Genomic DNA, 16,661 nt, shown 5'->3' on the forward strand with positions numbered 1-16,661 from the left:
TTATTATTTCAGGATCACCAATTTTTGAAATTTGTTCACGGTTTTTCCATTATCGGCACGAACCTTTACACGATAGAAGTAAACTCCACGACCAATGGAATTTCCAAAATCGTCTTTTCCGTCCCATTGAATGGGTCCAACCCTGTTTCCAGATGAATTAATTGTGGTTTCGATTGTTTTTATCAGTTTTCCGGATACGGTAAGAATTTGAATAAGCACATCCAATTCGCTCGATGCCTGGTTGTGTTCAAAATAGAAACCAGTATTGGTGGTAAAAGGATTCGGATAATTCAGCACATGTTTAATGACCAAATCAGCCGTTTCTGCAACCACAAAATCAAGCGTGGCCACCGAAGAATTGTTCACATTATCCCACACTTTCAATTGAATTTCATGCTCTCCTGTTTCCAATTCACTTAGTTGGTAGCTTACTTTTCCTTTTTTATAGTTATCAAGGTCAGATTCATAGAAATCGTTTAGTTCGATGGGGGCATCGGTTTTCTGGTCTAAAATGGCAACCAGGTCGTGACCAATTGCATTGCCCACCGTATTAATTCCACTTGAATCTTGCACAATAGCTAGCAATAGCGGATTTTCATTGGTCATGCCTCCAGGTGTAAACTGTTCGTCGTTCATATACAGTTCAATTTCAGGACCAATTTTATCATCGCTCGCGTTCGGATTTGTACCACCTACAATAATCGAATTGGTGTAACCTGCAGCATCGGTATTTGCGCCAGATGCGTAGTAAGAAATTTTACCATTTCCATATTGATAGTTAATATCTTTAGGAACAAAGAAAGAAAACTCAAAATTTCCATTCTTAATGCTTGCTTTTCCTTTGTACAGAATACTTGTCTGGCTTGTATACTCGAACTGGTTTCCATCGTTCCCACGAGTCGTTTTGGCCGTAGCTTTATCGTATACAGTTGGGTAAATAGTGCCGTTAAAATTACTGATATCCGAACCAGAACCGGTTACAATTTTCCCCGAAACTTTTACTTCGCTTAAAGCTTTTAAAGTATCAATTGGTTGAGAGATGCTAACATCGTTTACATGAGTGCTGATGGCATTATGCTCAGGGTAATTAAGTTGTAGTGCCGGATCGCCAAGAAGCGTAAAATTTCGTTTGTTAATTCCCGATGAAGTGGCATTTTTTGTCATTCTCATAATATCACCCAATCGGTAATAATTCCCATCAGTTCCTCTCTCAAAAGCAAAGTCGTAAAAGTTTTGATTGAGTGTAAAGTTGGGCGAAGAAAAAACCAATCGAGTAGTGGTAAACAGGCCAATTCCACCACCGTTTTCGCGTAGGAAAATGATTTCGCCTGCCGAAAGTTTTTTGTAATTATCAAATCGGCTAAACTCACAGGTTGCTGTCATAAACAATGGAAGCTTTACAGGATTTTGCCAGGAGTAAATATCATCGGTCATCAAAATGTGTTCGTGCGCCAAACCATTTTCGTTCCCATGTCCCGTGTAATTCATCAACAAGGTTCCTTTGTTTACACTTTCGTTGATTTCAGTATTGACATCAGGATATTCCTGACCTGCAGAAGTTGTAATCTGTTCAAAATCATCAAGAAAAATTCTTTGAACCTGGTATTGTGGATAAGCACTTTCAACTTTTACGGCAAGCCTATTGGCATCTCGCATGTGGGTGTTGTTGTCTTCATCGTCGCCAATAAAACAAAGCATACTTTGCCAATCGCCTTTTTCTGCCGAATTATAGTTGATGATTTTATTCACTGCAATTTGAGCTTCTTCGCTAGTGTTCACTGGCAATCTTCCAATTCCAATATCGACCAGGCCACTTGCTTCACCTTCATCATTGTCTAATAAACCGTAAAAATCGTCGGTTACAAAAGATTGAGTTGGGCTCAAAGAATTTTCAGATTGATAAGTCAATATTTTATTGGTATTACTTTCCCTATCGGAGATATTATCGAATGAACCATCGCCAAAAAGAAGCAAATATTTTATCATGTCCGCTTCTCCCGATGCACGATCATAAAACATTTTTACGAAGTTTCGAATGGCCGATACATCCGGTGTTCCCGACGAGAATTCATTAAAAATTACATCCTGATTAACAACAATTACACTCATGCCATCCTTGTTTCTGTGGAAATCGGCAATTTGCTCGGCATAAGATAAAAATTGACCATTGCTAACAATCAACATATCGGTTTGAGGCAAAGCATGCAGGTTTTGATTTGATACATTTCCAATAACTACTGGAGTAGGGAAATTGGCTTCAGGATCGAAAACAATAAACTCTTTCAGGCTGTTTGTTGATACATTAAAACTTCCGGTAGAACCCGATAGGCTAAGCGGTATTTGCTGTACACTATTTTGATTGCTAACATCCCAAACCAAAGTAGAGCTGTTACAGTTCTGAACCTGAAATCGTGAGATATTGCCTGCACCAACCGATTCTGCATCTCGAAATGCCATTTGAGAACCTGAGAATACCAGGTTTCGGCGAGTGTTAACCCTCAAATAATCTAACCAACCAACCGATGAGGCCGAACTTTTCTGATAATCCAATTGAATTTGTAAATCGTCGGAAGAAGGTGAGAAATTGGTAAAACTTTGCTGTTTTAACGAAGCATAAGTAGCTGTGTAACTTCCTGTATTTACAGCCGCAATATTCAGATCGCCGATGCTGGTTGAACCTGAATTTACATGCAGAGTTGTTGCCGACGAAGATCGGGCAGCAAAACTTAGCGAAACAATACTATTGCTGGCAGTATTTACATTAGGAAAGTTAAAAGTATAATTGAATTCCGTGTCCACATCATACTCCTGGCCAAACCATAATCTACCCGATTCTAATAGGTTGGTTTCATCTATGTCGATCACCCTGTAATCGTTAAAGGTGTTTACCGTATTGGTATAGCTAGCTTCCGAATTTTGATTTTGAACCAACTGGGGGTTTCCCATATCAGAGCTTAAAAAATAAAACGACTGTTTCGAATACAAATGATTTTCGTGGATAAACTCCGAAGTAGATGGATTAAAGGTCCAGCTTCTCGGTCCGTTGGCGTAAAAAAGCAGGTAATCACCACTGTTAAAAATGCCATCCTCGCCCAAATGAAAATAAACAGGAACAACAGGCAAATCGTCAATTGAATTATCTGAATTCATTTTCGGAAGCATTCCACCATAACCATATACGCGAACATTGGCAGGATTCGTAATTCCCATATCAATTAAATCAGAGTAGGTAATTTTGTGAATAGCCGTTGTATCTACCGCCACTTTTACCCAATTTCCTGTACTTAATACAGAATTGCTGGCATAGTTTTTTGCAGATTTCACAGAACTCCCTTGTCCAATCTTTTTAAAGCGCAGTGTGAAACTGATTAATTTTTCAAGACTTCCGTTGGCCGGATTTTTTCGAATGGGAACAAATTGTACTTTTTGATATTGCGTTTTTCGAATGGTAACACTTTCAACTTTAGCTTCGATTACTGATGATAAAGATTTATTTCGTAAAATTTGCTGTTCAATGGAACTTAACTGTTTAAATTGCGTATCCAATAACTCAACAGAGAATATTTCTCCGTTCGAACCAGTTCTTTGTAAGTTGTAAAATTCGGGTAACCAGTTGTTATTCAGGTCGAGAGATGCGCCATTAAAACTTATTGTTTTTATAATTTCACCATCTGGGGATGTAATCGAGGTTTCATACCAATCCAGGTTGAAAGTATCGGATGTTTGAGAAAAACCTATTTTTCCGATCAATAAAGTGAGAAGTAAAAGTAGATAGCGCATTGTCTGTATTAAAATTTTTGTTCTTGAAAACAGAATTAATGCAAAATAAACAAAAGTTTACACAATGACGATGAATCTGCTTATGATATCTGAAACTCGAAAACTTTGCTTGTAATTAAAAATATTTTATTAAAAAATCAGGATACATATTTTTAGAGCTAATCAGTTAGTAAGCTTTAGTTTCAGAGAATCAGACAGATGAAGAGGAATTAAAATTTACAGAGAAAAATGTTAAATAATTAAATGAAAAACTAAAATCAGATACAATAAATTTATAGCACTTTTAGTTATATTTGTTGAGTTAAGTATTTTTGAAGATAAACTACATTCAATCTATTATGAAACTAAATTATAGCATAGTTATTGCTGTTTTTGCTGCCGGTTTAATGATCTTCCCATCGTGTTCGAAGGTTAAGAACCTGGTAGGTAAAGGTGAAAAGTCAAAAACTACGGGTTGGGCATATAACGATCCTGATAATGGAGGCTTTGAATATCATAGCGGTTATGAGCAGGCTACTGGCCCAGGACTTAAATTTGTACAAGGTGGTACATTCACAATGGGAAGAACCCAACAAGATGTGATGTACGATTGGAATAATGTACCCAGAAGAGTAACAGTTCCTTCATTCTATATCGACGAAACGGAAGTTCGTAATGTTGATTATCTTGAATACTTACATTGGACAAAAAGAGTATACGTTTCTTACCCGGAAGTATATAAAAAGGCATTGCCTGATACTTTGGTATGGCGCGACGAGTTGGCTTACAATGAACCATATGTAAACAACTACCTTCGTCACCCAGCTTATGCAGAATATCCTGTTGTTGGTGTATCGTGGGAGCAAGCTATTGACTACTGCGAGTGGCGTACCGATCGTGTTAATGAACAAATTCTGATTGATAAGGGCATTTTAAACCCGGATCCTGCACAGAGAGACGAAAATAACTTTAATACTGAAGCATATTTAGCCGGACAGTATGAAGGTTCTGTAAACAAGAATTTACCAGATTTAGATCCAGATAACGAAGAAAGACAAGTTCGTTGGACTGATGGTATTTTACTTCCTAAATACCGCCTTCCATCTGAAGCAGAGTGGGAATATGCTGCCAGTGCATTAATTGGTAACTCTGAAGAAGAGAGAATTACAGATAAAAGAATTTTCCCATGGAATGGTCACTGGGTGAGAAACGAAAACAAAAAAGTTCGCGGTCAGATGATGGCTAACTTTGCTCGTGGACGAGGTGACTATATGGGTACTGCTGGTGCATTGAACGATGCCGGTGATGTTACCGTTCCTGTAAACTCGTTCTGGCCAAACGACTTTGGTTTGTATTGTATGGCAGGTAATGTAAGCGAATGGGTAGCTGATGTGTACCGCCCAATGTCGCCGGAAGATATTGCAGAATTTAATCCATATCGTGGTAACGTATTTAAAACAAAAGTACGCGACGAAGAAGGAAATATCGCTGAAAAAGATAGTTTAGGACGTATTCGTTACAGATTACAAAAAGATGAGGAATTGGTAGGACGTGAAAATTACAAGACTGCCGATAACCGTAACTATCGTGATGGTGACGTGTCTTCAAGTATTGTTTCTGATTACGAATGGAACAACCCTGAGCACCAAACGCAAGGTTCAAGCCGCATGTATGTTCAAGGTAGAGGACAGGATGGTAGCGATTTCAGTTCTATGGTTACCGATAACTCGAGAGTTTACAAAGGTGGCTCCTGGAAAGACAGAGCTTACTGGATGGCTCCAAGTGCACGCCGATTCCTTGATCAGAAAGAAGCACGAGATGATATTGGTTTCCGTTGTGCGATGACACGCGTTGGAAGACCAACTCAAAAATAGAAAAGTAGTTTTTTCGAAATAAAACAAAACCTCATCCTTATCGGGATGAGGTTTTTTATTTGATTTTATTAATTTCGTTCATTGAATTAACAAGAGGATATTTCTATGCAAAATTCTAAACTATACAGCTTATTTAAGCAGTTTCCTACTGTTGTTACAGACACCAGAAAAGTAGTTCCGAATTCTATTTTCTTTGCCCTGAAAGGAGCAAATTTTAATGGCAATCGTTTTGCCAAATCGGCACTCGAAAACGGATGTAAATATGCGATTGTTGATGAAAAAGAGTTTGCACTGAATGATTCATACCTTCTTGTTGACGATGTACTAACAGCCTTACAGGATTTGGCAAGGGAACATCGCAGAAACCTGGCGATTCCGATTTTGGCCATTACCGGAACCAATGGTAAAACAACTACCAAAGAACTGGTGAATGCTGTTTTATCCAGGAAGTACAAAACCTTCGCGACACAAGGGAATTTGAATAACCACATTGGTGTTCCATTAACGCTTCTTTCGATGAGCGAGGAAACCAATTTTGGTGTTGTTGAAATGGGAGCGAATCATCCTGGTGAAATTAAATTTCTGTGTGAAATTGCCGAGCCCGATTTTGGAATCATTACCAATGTTGGGAAAGCACACCTTGAAGGTTTTGGTTCCTTCGAAGGGGTTAAAAAAACCAAGAAGGAACTGTATGATTATCTGCAAGGAAAAGGAAAGGTGTTTGTGAACTGCGAAAACGAGCATTTAATGGGCATGCTCAACAATCAGGAAATTTATAGCTATGGCAACACCGAAGAGGCGGACAGCAAGGCTAAATTCCTGCAAGCTGCACCTTATTTGGTTCTGGAACTAAGATCACCGAAAATTGGCAAGTTGTACATCAAAACCAAATTGATTGGTGGCTACAATTTTGAGAATGCACTGGCTGCAGTAACAGTTGGTAGGTATTTTGATATCAAAGAATCGGATATTAAAGAGGCATTGGAGAACTACGAGCCAAACAATAATCGCTCACAATTAAAAAAGACTGAAAAGAATGTTTTATTCTTAGATGCATATAATGCAAACCCAACAAGCATGGGAGTTGCAGTAAATAATTTTGCCGATTTGCCAATGAAAAACAAGTTGGTGATTTTAGGCGATATGCTGGAATTGGGTGAAGACTCCGAAAGTGAGCATCAGCAATTGATCGAATTATTGCAGGAGCGATCCTTAGATCATGTGTATTTGGTAGGAGATATTTTTAGCAAAGTGAATAAGGTAGATCAGTTTAAAACTTTCCTTAAGGCAGAAGAAGTATCGATATTATTAGAAAAGGAAGCTGTTTCTAATCATTATATCCTGATAAAGGGATCGAGAGGAATACAGTTGGAGAAGTTGGTTGAAAAATTGTAATTATGGGAATAGCTTGGATTTATTTAATTATTGCGGGACTGTTTGAGGCTGTATGGGCTATTGGACTTAAATATGCACAAGGATTCACAAAATTGTGGCCCAGTGTAATTACCATTGTGGCAATGGCCATAAGTTTGTACTTCCTGGCATTGGCCATTAAGAATTTACCGGTAGGTACAGCTTATGCCGTATGGACAGGTATTGGAGCTTTTTCTACTGCAGTGCTGGGAATTATTCTATTTGGAGAACCAGTGCATTTCTCCAGAATTTTCTTTATGCTTTTACTCCTGGTGGCAATTATTGGTTTAAAATTTACAGCCCAGGCTTAGAATTTCAGTTCAGAAAATTTCTTTTTCTTTCTGAAATAGTAATCGAAGATCATGCTCTTTTGATAGATTTCTGAGTGCTGACTTTTGCTTACAAGCGGAAGCAATTCTTTTCTCTTTTTACGAAATTTACCTATCATTGAATAGAATGATATGTGCGCCTTAAATACGGCTGCAAAATTGGCAAATTCGCCACCAAGCAGAAATTTGAATGCGGCCACTCCATCCAGAATCATTCTGAAAAGGAAGGTTGAAATGAACACATTGCCTGGTAAGTTTTTAAACAACATCAACAAATTATTGCGGAAATTCAGGAACAGTTTTCGTGAACTGTGGTTGGGAAGGGTTGCTCCACCAACATGATAAACCTTTGAATGTGGATCACAAATAATTCTGTGTCCCTGGTTTTTAATTCTCCAGCACAAGTCAATTTCCTCCATGTGGGCAAAGAAATCACCATCTAAACCACCAATGTTTTTGTAAATTTCCGACCTAATGAATAAGGCAGCACCACTAGCCCAGAACACATCCATGTTCTGATCGTATTGCCCATGGTCCTCTTCAATTTCATCAAGAATTCTGCCGCGGCAAAAAGGATAGCCAAGGTAATCGATAAAACCACCCGCAGCACCTGCATATTCGAAACCCGATTTGTGATTGTATGCTTTAATTTTGGGTTGAGCCGCAGCAATATCCGCATGGTTCTCGAATTGTTGGTAGATGGAATCTAGCCAGTTTTCGCTTACCTCAACATCCGAATTCAGGAGCACAAAATATTCATGATCGAGTTGTGCCAAAGCCCTGTTGTAACCTTCGGCAAAACCGTAGTTAATATCAAGCTGAATAATTCTGATACCAGGATATTCTTGCTCAAGAAAAGCAATAGAATCATCGCTTGAAGCATTGTCGGCAACAATTACTTCAGCCCATTCTCTTTTGGAGTGCTTGATCACCGATGGCAAAAATTTTTCTAATAATTCTTTACCATTCCAGTTTAGGATTACAATTCCAATTCTATTCATTTCCTTTAAAAATATCTAAGTCAGTTGTATTCATTAATTTTTAAGCAGTTCACCCTTTATTGCTTCTTGTGTTTCCAACGCTTATGCGACCAAAGCCAATAAGCAGGATTTTTACTGATGTACTCTTCTAAAATTCGGGTATGTTTCTCAGTAATTTCAAACTCTTCTGTTTCTTTAGGATTGTCAAATAAAGGGATGAATTCAACCTCGTAATAACCACGCTTTACCTTTTGCATGTTGATAAAAACCACTGCCTGGTCTAATTTTTTAGCAATTCGTTCTGTTCCCTGCAATATAGGAGTATCCTGGTTTAAAAAACTGGTCCAGTAATGAATGTTCCTCTTGTTTGGTGTTTGATCACCCAGGAAAACAGTTACTGTAAATTCCTTTCTGTTTCGATATCCCAACATGGTGCGCAAAGTGTCATCCTTCGGAAGTGTTTTGGCACCAAAGCGTTCTCGCAATTGGATATATAATTTATCAAATACCTTATTGTGTAAAGGCTTGTAAATGGGTAAAAGATTCACATCGGCCCAGGCAGGATAAGAAGTCATCCATTCCCAGTTGCCATAATGTCCCAGAATTGCAATTACACTTTTCCCGTCTTGCTTGTATTGTTCGAAAAAATCGGCTTGCAAAAATTTACATCTTTTTTTTATTTCTTTCTCGCTAATGGTCCACAGTTTAATCGTTTCAATAAAACTATCGCAGAAGTGGGAGAAAAACTCTTTTCTTATTTGTATGATTTCCGCATCTGATTTGTGTGGGAAAGAATTTTTTAAATTTGTTGTAACAACCTGTTTTCTATAACCAACCAAATGGTATACCATAAAGAAAATCAAGTCTGAAAAAATATAGAGAACTCCCAATGGTAAATAGCTAATCAGTTTTAGAAAAGCATACGCGATATAGGAAAAAAACTTCGTCATGTTTTATGAGGTCAAAAAAAGAGATTTATTTAAGCATGTATTTCTGAACCACCGATTTGAATTCTTCCTGAACCAATCCGTTTGATGCAATAATTTCTTTTCCAAAGATATAATCTTCACCACCTTTAAAATCGCAAACAGCTCCTCCAGCTTGTTTTACCAGGAATGATCCGGCAGCAACATCCCAGGCTTGAAGGCTGTACTCGTAAAATGCTTCGAATCTGCCACAGGCTACATAGGCCAAATCGGTAGCTGCAGAACCAGGACGGCGCACACCGTGCGAGTTAATGATGAAATACTCCAATGTTGCCATGAAATTCTTCAACAAGTCGTAATCGTAGTAAGGAAATCCTGTAGCAATTAAAGAAGCATCAACAGTGTTTGCTTTGGAAACATGTATCGCATTGCCATTTAAGTAAGCTCCTTCTGCACCTTTCCACGAATAAAAACACTCAGCTAAACTAATTTCGTATACCACTCCCAAAACAATCTCATCATTCTCCTGCAAAGCAATGCTTACAGCAAAAGGGGAGAATCCATGAATGTAATTTGTTGTGCCGTCAAGCGGATCAATAATCCAATTGAAACGATCTGCACGATAGGTTTCAGTTCCCTCTTCGGCAATAAAACCAGCTTCGGGAAGAATTTTCTTTAATTCGCTAACAATTAATTCTTCAGCAGTTTTATCAACGTAGGTCACAAAGTCGTGCATGCCTTTTGTTTCAATAACATCGGCTTTAATTTTACTTTGTTGTTCTTTGATAAATGCGCCGGCTTTTTTAGCAATTTCCTTGGTTTTCAGACACAATTCTTCAAATTGGTTCATGACAAGTGCAGTTGGTATTTAATTAAAATTGATATTTATAAATCAAAGCTAATACCATTTATCTAAATATGGTTAAATAATTGGCTTAAAACTGAATTCAGCAGCATTTATTAACTCGGCATTAACATTTCCCTTATCGTTGATATTCTTAAGCTGTACTTTTGCCAGCTGATTACCCAGGTTTTGATTGTATGGAATTTCAACTTTGATGTAATTTTCCGTAAATCCATACATTTTACCATTGTCGTTAAACCCTTCAAATAAAACTTCAAGCTTTTCATTCAGGTGTTCCTGGTAAAAGGCTCTTAGTTTCTTTTCAGACAAGATCTGGAACATTTTGGCTCTTCGTTTTCTCTCTTCAACAGGAACACTTTCTTTAATCTCCAAAGCCTTTGTTCCTTGTCGTTCCGAGTACGGGAACACATGAAGCTGGCTAATTGGCAATTCGTTAATGAATTTGTAAGCGTCGTTAAAATCTTCTTCGCTCTCACCACGACTACCCGCAATTACATCAACTCCAATAAAGGCATCAGGAAGTAATGACTTGATTTTCTCAATTCTCTGAGCGAACAATTCCCTGTCATATCTTCTCTTCATCAATTTCAGCACCTTGTTCGAGCCGGCTTGCAGCGGAATGTGAAAATGATTCACAAACTTTTTCGATTGGGCAACAAAATCGATAATTTCATTGCTCAGTAAATTTGGTTCTATCGACGAAATTCTGAAACGTTCAATGCCATCTACCTTCTCCAGTTCTTTAATCAGGTCAAGAAAAGTTTCATTGGTACTTTTCCCGAAATCACCAATGTTCACTCCTGTAAGAATAATTTCTTTTGCTCCTTCAGCAGCAACCTTTTCGGCTTGTTTTACAGTATCTGCAATGCTATTGTTTCTACTTCGACCTCTTGCATAAGGAATGGTACAATAGGTGCAGAAATAATTACAACCATCCTGAATTTTCAGGAAACATCGGGTTCTGTCACCCATCGAGTAGGAAGAATGAAAATCTTTAACCGATTCTACCTCGCATGGCTGAAGATCTCCAGTTCCATTTTTTTCCAAATGATCGATGTATTTATGGATATTGAACTTTTCGTTGGCACCCAGAACCAAATTGACTCCTGGAATTTCAAGAATTTCCTTTGGCTTTAATTGCGCGTAGCAACCAATTACTGCAACAAAGGCATTCGGATTGGTTTTTATTACCTTTTTAATGGCTTGTCGGCATTTTTTATCGGCCTGATCGGTTACCGAACAGGTATTGATTACGTATATATCAGCTTTTTCGGTCATTTTCACCGTTTCGAAACCCATTTCTTTAAAAGACCTTCCGATGGTTGAAGTTTCCGAAAAATTCAACTTGCACCCTAAAGTGTAAAATGCAACTGTCTTACCTTGCAACATATTCTTTCCCTCTGCTGAATCAATGATCATGATAAAAAAAGAACTGAATCAATTTCAATTGAATCAGTTCTAATTATTACAAATAAAATAGTTTGCAAATTTATAAAAAGAATTAGGTTTTCGGGCAATTCCTAACTAATTAGAAGCCTGTTCGACTTATATTCTTTATACAATTGATGCACAATACCATCTGATACACCAATTTTCGGAACATGAATTCTTTCCGCTTTTGCCCATTCCATCACACTTAGGAAGATTGTGGCAGCTGGAATAATTACATCGGCCCTGTCGGGATTCATGTTGTAATGAATCATCAATTCTTCGTGAGTGTACTGCTTTAAATCGTAATAAATATTCTTTAACTCCTTGTAGCTTAAATATTTTTCTTTTCGAGGAGTGGCAAGCTTTACCAATCGGTTGATGTTTCCTCCCGATCCGATAATCTCAATATTTTCGCAATTTGGACAGATGTCAAGCAAGCACTCTTTAATTCTTATGAATTCACCCTTAGGCACACAATCTTTCAAGATTTTAATGGTTCCAACATTAAAGGATGCAGAGAAAGTACAGACTCCCTTGGAAAACAAAGTGATTTCGGTACTACCACCACCAACATCAACATAGAGGTAATCTTTATGGGGCTCTAAAGTATCTGCGATTTTATTGTCAAAAATGATACTTGCCTCTTCTTTGCCGTCAATAATATCGATTTTTATATCAGATTCTTCTTCGATACGCCTGATAATTTCGGGGCCATTAGCGGCTTCACGCATGGCGGAAGTGGCGCATGCCCTGTAATTTACAATTTCATGAACTTCCATCAAATGCCTGAAGGCTTTCATTGATTTAATTAACTTTTCGCCTTTAGCTGGAGAAATGAATTTATCGATGAAAGTATCAGTACCCAATCGAATAGGAACCCTGATTAAAGATGATTTTTTGAAATGCGTATTTCCGCCCTCCTCAAATACGTTCATAAACAATAATCGGATGGCATTCGATCCGATGTCTATGGCAGCAAACTTCATTATTTTCATACGCGGTGGTTTTGATTATAAATTTTGGTGTCAAGCATTGATTAATATATGCTTTTCACTAATCAATTTAAAGGAAATTTAGGAGTAATGCAACTTGTTACTTTATAGCAAATTACTGGCTAGTTCGGCAAGATGACTTCTTTCTCCTTTTAACAAGTTAACATGAGCAAAAATGTCCTGACCTTTCATGCGATCCGACAAGTATGCCAATCCGTTTGATTTTTTATCCAGATAGGGTGAATCGATCTGTTCGATATCTCCTGTAAAAATCATTTTTGTTCCTTCGCCAGCCCTGGTAATTACAGTTTTTATTTCGTGCGGCGTAAGGTTCTGAGCCTCGTCTACAATAAAGTAGGTATTCGATAAACTCCTACCACGAATGTATGCCAAAGGCGTAATTTGTAACTTCTCTTCTTTCAGAAGTTCATCAATCTTCAGAAATTCTTTACTGTGGATATTAAACTTGTGTTTGATTACACTCAGATTGTCGAACAATGGCTGCATGTAAGGGCCAATTTTTTCTTTGGCATCACCAGGCAAATAACCCAAATCCTTATTGGCCAAAGCAACAATTGGGCGTGCCAAAAAGATTTGATCGTACATATCATTCTGCGCGAGGGCAGAGGCTAGTGCCAGAAGAGTTTTTCCTGTTCCAGCCTTCCCGGTTAAGGCAACTAATGATATTTTTGGATCCAACAATGCATTCATCGAGAAAGTTTGCTCGGCGTTTCTTGGATAAATGCCATAAGCATTTGGTTTTTCAACCCTTGTAATTAATCGTTCCACCGGATCGTAGTGTGCCAGTGCACTGGAGTTGCTGCCTTTCAAAATGAAATATTCATGTCCCGATTTTAACAGGTCCACTCCAAATTCTTCTTCCGGAATGCCTTCATGACTTTTGTACAAAGATGAGATTTTTGCGTCATCAAAATTTTCAAGAGTCGTAATGCCCAGACTCATTACATCATCCAGATCCTGAACCTGGTCATTTTTATAATCTTCAGCAAGTATTCCAAGCGATTTGGCCTTCATTCTCAGGTTAATATCCTTGGTAACAAGAATTACTTTTTTACGCTTGTATTGCTTAAAAATATGTTCGGTAATTGCCAGTATTCTATGGTCGGGAATATTTTCGTGGAAGGATGCCTTCATTGTTGGAGAAAACTCCTTTCCTGTTTCAATAAAAAGAGTTCCTAAGCCTTTACCAAGATTGGCTCCATCTTTAAATAGGTTATCTCCCGAAATTCTATCCAATTCCCGGGTAAATTCTCGTGCATGAAAATTAATCTGATCGTTACCTTTTTTAAATTTATCTAATTCTTCAAGTACGGTTATTGGAATCACAACATCATTCTCTTCAAAATTGTAAATAGAATTAAAATCGTGAAGGATTACGTTTGTGTCCAAAACGAAAATCTTTTTGAGTTTTGCCATATTGGGAAGTTCTAAGAGGTTAATTTCGACCTTTTGAATGTCGAATTTTTATTGCTTTCAAAAACTATTTCAATTCGAACTGGTTAGACTTCTGCTTTCTGATTAATAATCAATATGTAAGGATTTCTTTCTTTTAGGATTTCAAACCTGATAGCTTTTGATACTTTTAATTTAGCAAAAAATAAAGGAAAATAACGCTATGAAATATTTTTTTAAGATTTTTTATCCTTCTTTGCATTGGATTTAAAATCAGTAAAGATTTTTAGCATGACTTATCAGGAAACACTCGATTATATGTTTACTCAGCTACCCATGTACCAACGCACAGGGAAAGCTGCTTACAAGGCCGATTTGGACAATACTTTGGCCATGGATTCTTATTTTAATCATCCGCATAAAAAATTTAAGTCGGTTCATGTTGCAGGAACCAATGGTAAAGGCTCTGTATCGCACTCTATTGCTTCGGTATTGCAAAAATCTGGTTTAAAAGTTGGATTGTACACCTCGCCTCATTTGCGCGATTTTCGCGAGAGAATTAAAATTAACGGGGAGGTAATTTCCGAATCGGCTGTAATCGATTTTATTGCAAATCACAAAGAAAAATTTGAAGAGTTGAAACCGTCATTTTTTGAAATGACTGTAGCATTGGCTTTTGAATACTTTGCAAAAGAAGAGGTTGATATTGCCGTGATTGAAGTTGGTTTAGGGGGAAGGTTGGATTCTACCAATATTATTACTCCACTGGTTTCGGTAATTACCAATATCAGTAAAGATCATACCAACTTATTGGGGAACGATATTGCCACCATTGCCAAAGAAAAGGGTGGTATTATAAAACCAGGTATTCCCGTTGTAGTAGGAGAGAGACAAGAGCTTATCGAAGATGTTTTTAAATCGATTGCCCAGGAAAGAGGATCGGATATAGAATTTTCCGAGGATTGTTACCAGTTAAAAAATGCTGTGATTAAAGCAGGAAGACAGGAACTGGATTTTGTATCCGTAAAGGATGAGGGCAAATTCAAGATTGAATGTGATCTGCTGGGAAAATACCAACAGAAAAATATCAGAACTGCAATTTGTGCGATTGATCAGCTTAGGAAGAAGGGAATAGATATTAGTGATGAGAATTTGCGTTCTGGTTTATCAGAAATCGTAAAGGAAACGGGGCTTTTGGGACGCTGGCAGATTTTGCAGGAGGAACCAAAGGTAATTTGTGATACAGGGCATAATGCAGCAGGCATTAGAGAAATAATTGAGCAAATCGGCATGACTGATTACAGAAAACTACATGTTGTTTTTGGCCTGGTTGATGATAAAAATACCGATGAGGTTCTTTCTTTAATGCCAAAGGAAGCAGTTTACTATTTTACCCGTGCAAGTATTCCTAGAGCATTGGATGAAATGAAATTAAAAGAGCTTGCCAATGCCTATGATTTACAAGGGAAAACCTACCCAAGTGTAGAGGAAGCCTTATGCGCAGCAAAACAAGAATCGGAAAAAGAAGATTTAATTTTTGTTGGAGGCAGTACATTTGTTGTAGCAGAGGTTGTGTAAACAAAAACAAAAAAAATATTGCATCGTAAATTTTTCTGTTTATATTTGCACACTCATAGGGGCGATTAGCTCAGTTGGTTCAGAGCACTTGGTTTACACCCAAGGGGTCATAAGTTCGAATCTTATATCGCCCACTTTTTCAGTTGTTTAGCGTTGAAAAACGAACAACTCATCCCCAGCGCCAAAAAATCATTTATAAGTAATTCGTAAAAAAATCATTAAAGAAATTTTTCTTTAATGAAAACTTCTTTATTTTTGTCTTGATTTTGGTATAAGAAAATTACTATGGTTCAATATTCTAAAAAAATTCAGGGGGTTCCAGAACCTACTATCAGACGTATGCCTTCTTATTTGGCTTTTGCTGAAGGCTTGTTGCGAAAAGGACAGCAGTTTGTATCATCTACACAAATTGCAAATTACATGAATATAGATCCTACGCAGGTTACGAAGGATTTATCCTACACCACAATTGTAGGTAAAACCAGGGTAGGCTACGAGGTAAAAGCAATTGTTGATGTTCTATCTGAATTTCTTGGATTTTCGGTAATGGACAATGCATTTCTTGTAGGTGCAGGTTCTTTGGGTTCAGCACTGCTGCACGATAGTGGATTGAATCATTTTGGACTAAATATCGAAGCGGCTTTCGATGTGAATCCGGCAACTATTGGACGAAAAATAAACGATGTAGAAGTTTTTCACATCGACCAGTTTAGAGATTTGGCACAGGAGTTAAATGTAATTATGGGAATTATTACTGTTCCAGCCGAAAATGCACAAACAGTAGCCGACTTAATGGTTGCATGGGGAATTAAGGCAATTTGGAATTTTACGCCTGCAAGAATTAAGGTGCCAGATGATATTATTGTACAGAATACCACTTTGTATTCGAACCTTGCAATTATTTTTAACAAGCTGCACCACGAAAGAAAAGAAGAATAAGTATTGTAATATGATTGAGTCGTCCTAAAATAGGTTGACACATTTATAAATTAATTATATGATCCAGTGAGGCTAGCCTCACTGGATTTTTGATGTATAAAATTAGGTGTTTTATAATTCAAACTCAAATGAGGTCTCTTGTTATTATAGATCCAAACAGAT

Annotated in this window: 12 protein-coding genes and 1 tRNA gene; 6 read left to right on the forward strand and 7 right to left on the reverse strand. The window is 37.5% G+C overall.

The features are described from left to right. Nucleotides 1–3: 3 nt before the first annotated feature. Nucleotides 4–3,780, reverse strand: coding sequence for a type IX secretion system sortase PorU (porU, locus tag ELS83_RS10680; protein ID WP_171595563.1), 3,777 nt, complete (start codon nucleotides 3,778–3,780; stop codon nucleotides 4–6). A gap of 338 nt (nucleotides 3,781–4,118) precedes the next feature. Between porU and gldJ the strand changes: the two genes are divergently transcribed. From gldJ to sugE, 3 genes are all read left to right on the forward strand, one after another. After that, a complete protein-coding gene (gene gldJ / locus ELS83_RS10685) occupies nucleotides 4,119–5,633 on the forward strand; it encodes a gliding motility lipoprotein GldJ (protein ID WP_171595564.1) in 1,515 nt (504 codons plus the stop codon). Between the two features lie 105 nt (nucleotides 5,634–5,738). Continuing rightward, nucleotides 5,739–7,028, forward strand: coding sequence for a UDP-N-acetylmuramoyl-tripeptide--D-alanyl-D-alanine ligase (locus ELS83_RS10690; protein ID WP_171595565.1), 1,290 nt, complete (start codon nucleotides 5,739–5,741; stop codon nucleotides 7,026–7,028). 2 nt (nucleotides 7,029–7,030) lie between these two features. Next, a complete protein-coding gene (gene sugE / locus ELS83_RS10695) occupies nucleotides 7,031–7,357 on the forward strand; it encodes a quaternary ammonium compound efflux SMR transporter SugE (RefSeq protein WP_216616490.1) in 327 nt (108 codons plus the stop codon). Here the strand turns inward: sugE and ELS83_RS10700 are convergent. The 6 genes from ELS83_RS10700 to ELS83_RS10725 all read right to left on the reverse strand — a co-directional run bounded on the left by ELS83_RS10700 (nucleotide 7,354) and on the right by ELS83_RS10725 (nucleotide 14,006). Continuing rightward, on the reverse strand, nucleotides 7,354–8,376 hold the full coding sequence (locus ELS83_RS10700; protein ID WP_171595566.1) for a glycosyltransferase family 2 protein: 1,023 nt from the start codon (nucleotides 8,374–8,376) through the stop codon (nucleotides 7,354–7,356). The two genes, sugE and ELS83_RS10700, sit on opposite strands and share 4 nt — an antisense overlap. A gap of 56 nt (nucleotides 8,377–8,432) precedes the next feature. Beyond that, nucleotides 8,433–9,305 (reverse strand): lysophospholipid acyltransferase family protein, encoded by an 873-nt coding sequence (locus tag ELS83_RS10705; protein WP_171595567.1) that lies wholly within the window; start codon nucleotides 9,303–9,305, stop codon nucleotides 8,433–8,435. Between the two features lie 25 nt (nucleotides 9,306–9,330). Continuing rightward, on the reverse strand, nucleotides 9,331–10,131 hold the full coding sequence (locus ELS83_RS10710; RefSeq protein ID WP_171595568.1) for an inositol monophosphatase family protein: 801 nt from the start codon (nucleotides 10,129–10,131) through the stop codon (nucleotides 9,331–9,333). Between the two features lie 72 nt (nucleotides 10,132–10,203). Continuing rightward, nucleotides 10,204–11,565, reverse strand: coding sequence for a tRNA (N(6)-L-threonylcarbamoyladenosine(37)-C(2))-methylthiotransferase MtaB (gene mtaB / locus ELS83_RS10715; RefSeq protein WP_249414439.1), 1,362 nt, complete (start codon nucleotides 11,563–11,565; stop codon nucleotides 10,204–10,206). Between the two features lie 101 nt (nucleotides 11,566–11,666). Beyond that, complete coding sequence (locus ELS83_RS10720) at nucleotides 11,667–12,572, reverse strand: Ppx/GppA phosphatase family protein (RefSeq protein ID WP_216616492.1); 906 nt, start codon at nucleotides 12,570–12,572, stop codon at nucleotides 11,667–11,669. Nucleotides 12,573–12,674: 102 nt separating this feature from the next. Further along, complete coding sequence (locus ELS83_RS10725) at nucleotides 12,675–14,006, reverse strand: PhoH family protein (protein ID WP_171595569.1); 1,332 nt, start codon at nucleotides 14,004–14,006, stop codon at nucleotides 12,675–12,677. Between the two features lie 267 nt (nucleotides 14,007–14,273). On the opposite strand from ELS83_RS10725, the gene ELS83_RS10730 reads away from it, so the two are divergent. From ELS83_RS10730 to ELS83_RS10740, 3 genes are all read left to right on the forward strand, one after another. Next, complete coding sequence (locus ELS83_RS10730) at nucleotides 14,274–15,560, forward strand: bifunctional folylpolyglutamate synthase/dihydrofolate synthase (protein ID WP_171595570.1); 1,287 nt, start codon at nucleotides 14,274–14,276, stop codon at nucleotides 15,558–15,560. 59 nt (nucleotides 15,561–15,619) lie between these two features. After that, nucleotides 15,620–15,694 (forward strand) — tRNA-Val (locus tag ELS83_RS10735). Nucleotides 15,695–15,845: 151 nt separating this feature from the next. Then, nucleotides 15,846–16,499, forward strand: a complete 654-nt coding sequence (locus ELS83_RS10740) for a redox-sensing transcriptional repressor Rex (RefSeq protein ID WP_171595571.1) — start codon at nucleotides 15,846–15,848, stop codon at nucleotides 16,497–16,499. The last annotated feature ends 162 nt before the right edge of the window (nucleotides 16,500–16,661 follow it).

It is taken from the genome of Marinifilum caeruleilacunae, assembly GCF_013141825.1.
Lineage (GTDB): Bacteria > Bacteroidota > Bacteroidia > Bacteroidales > Marinifilaceae > Marinifilum > Marinifilum caeruleilacunae.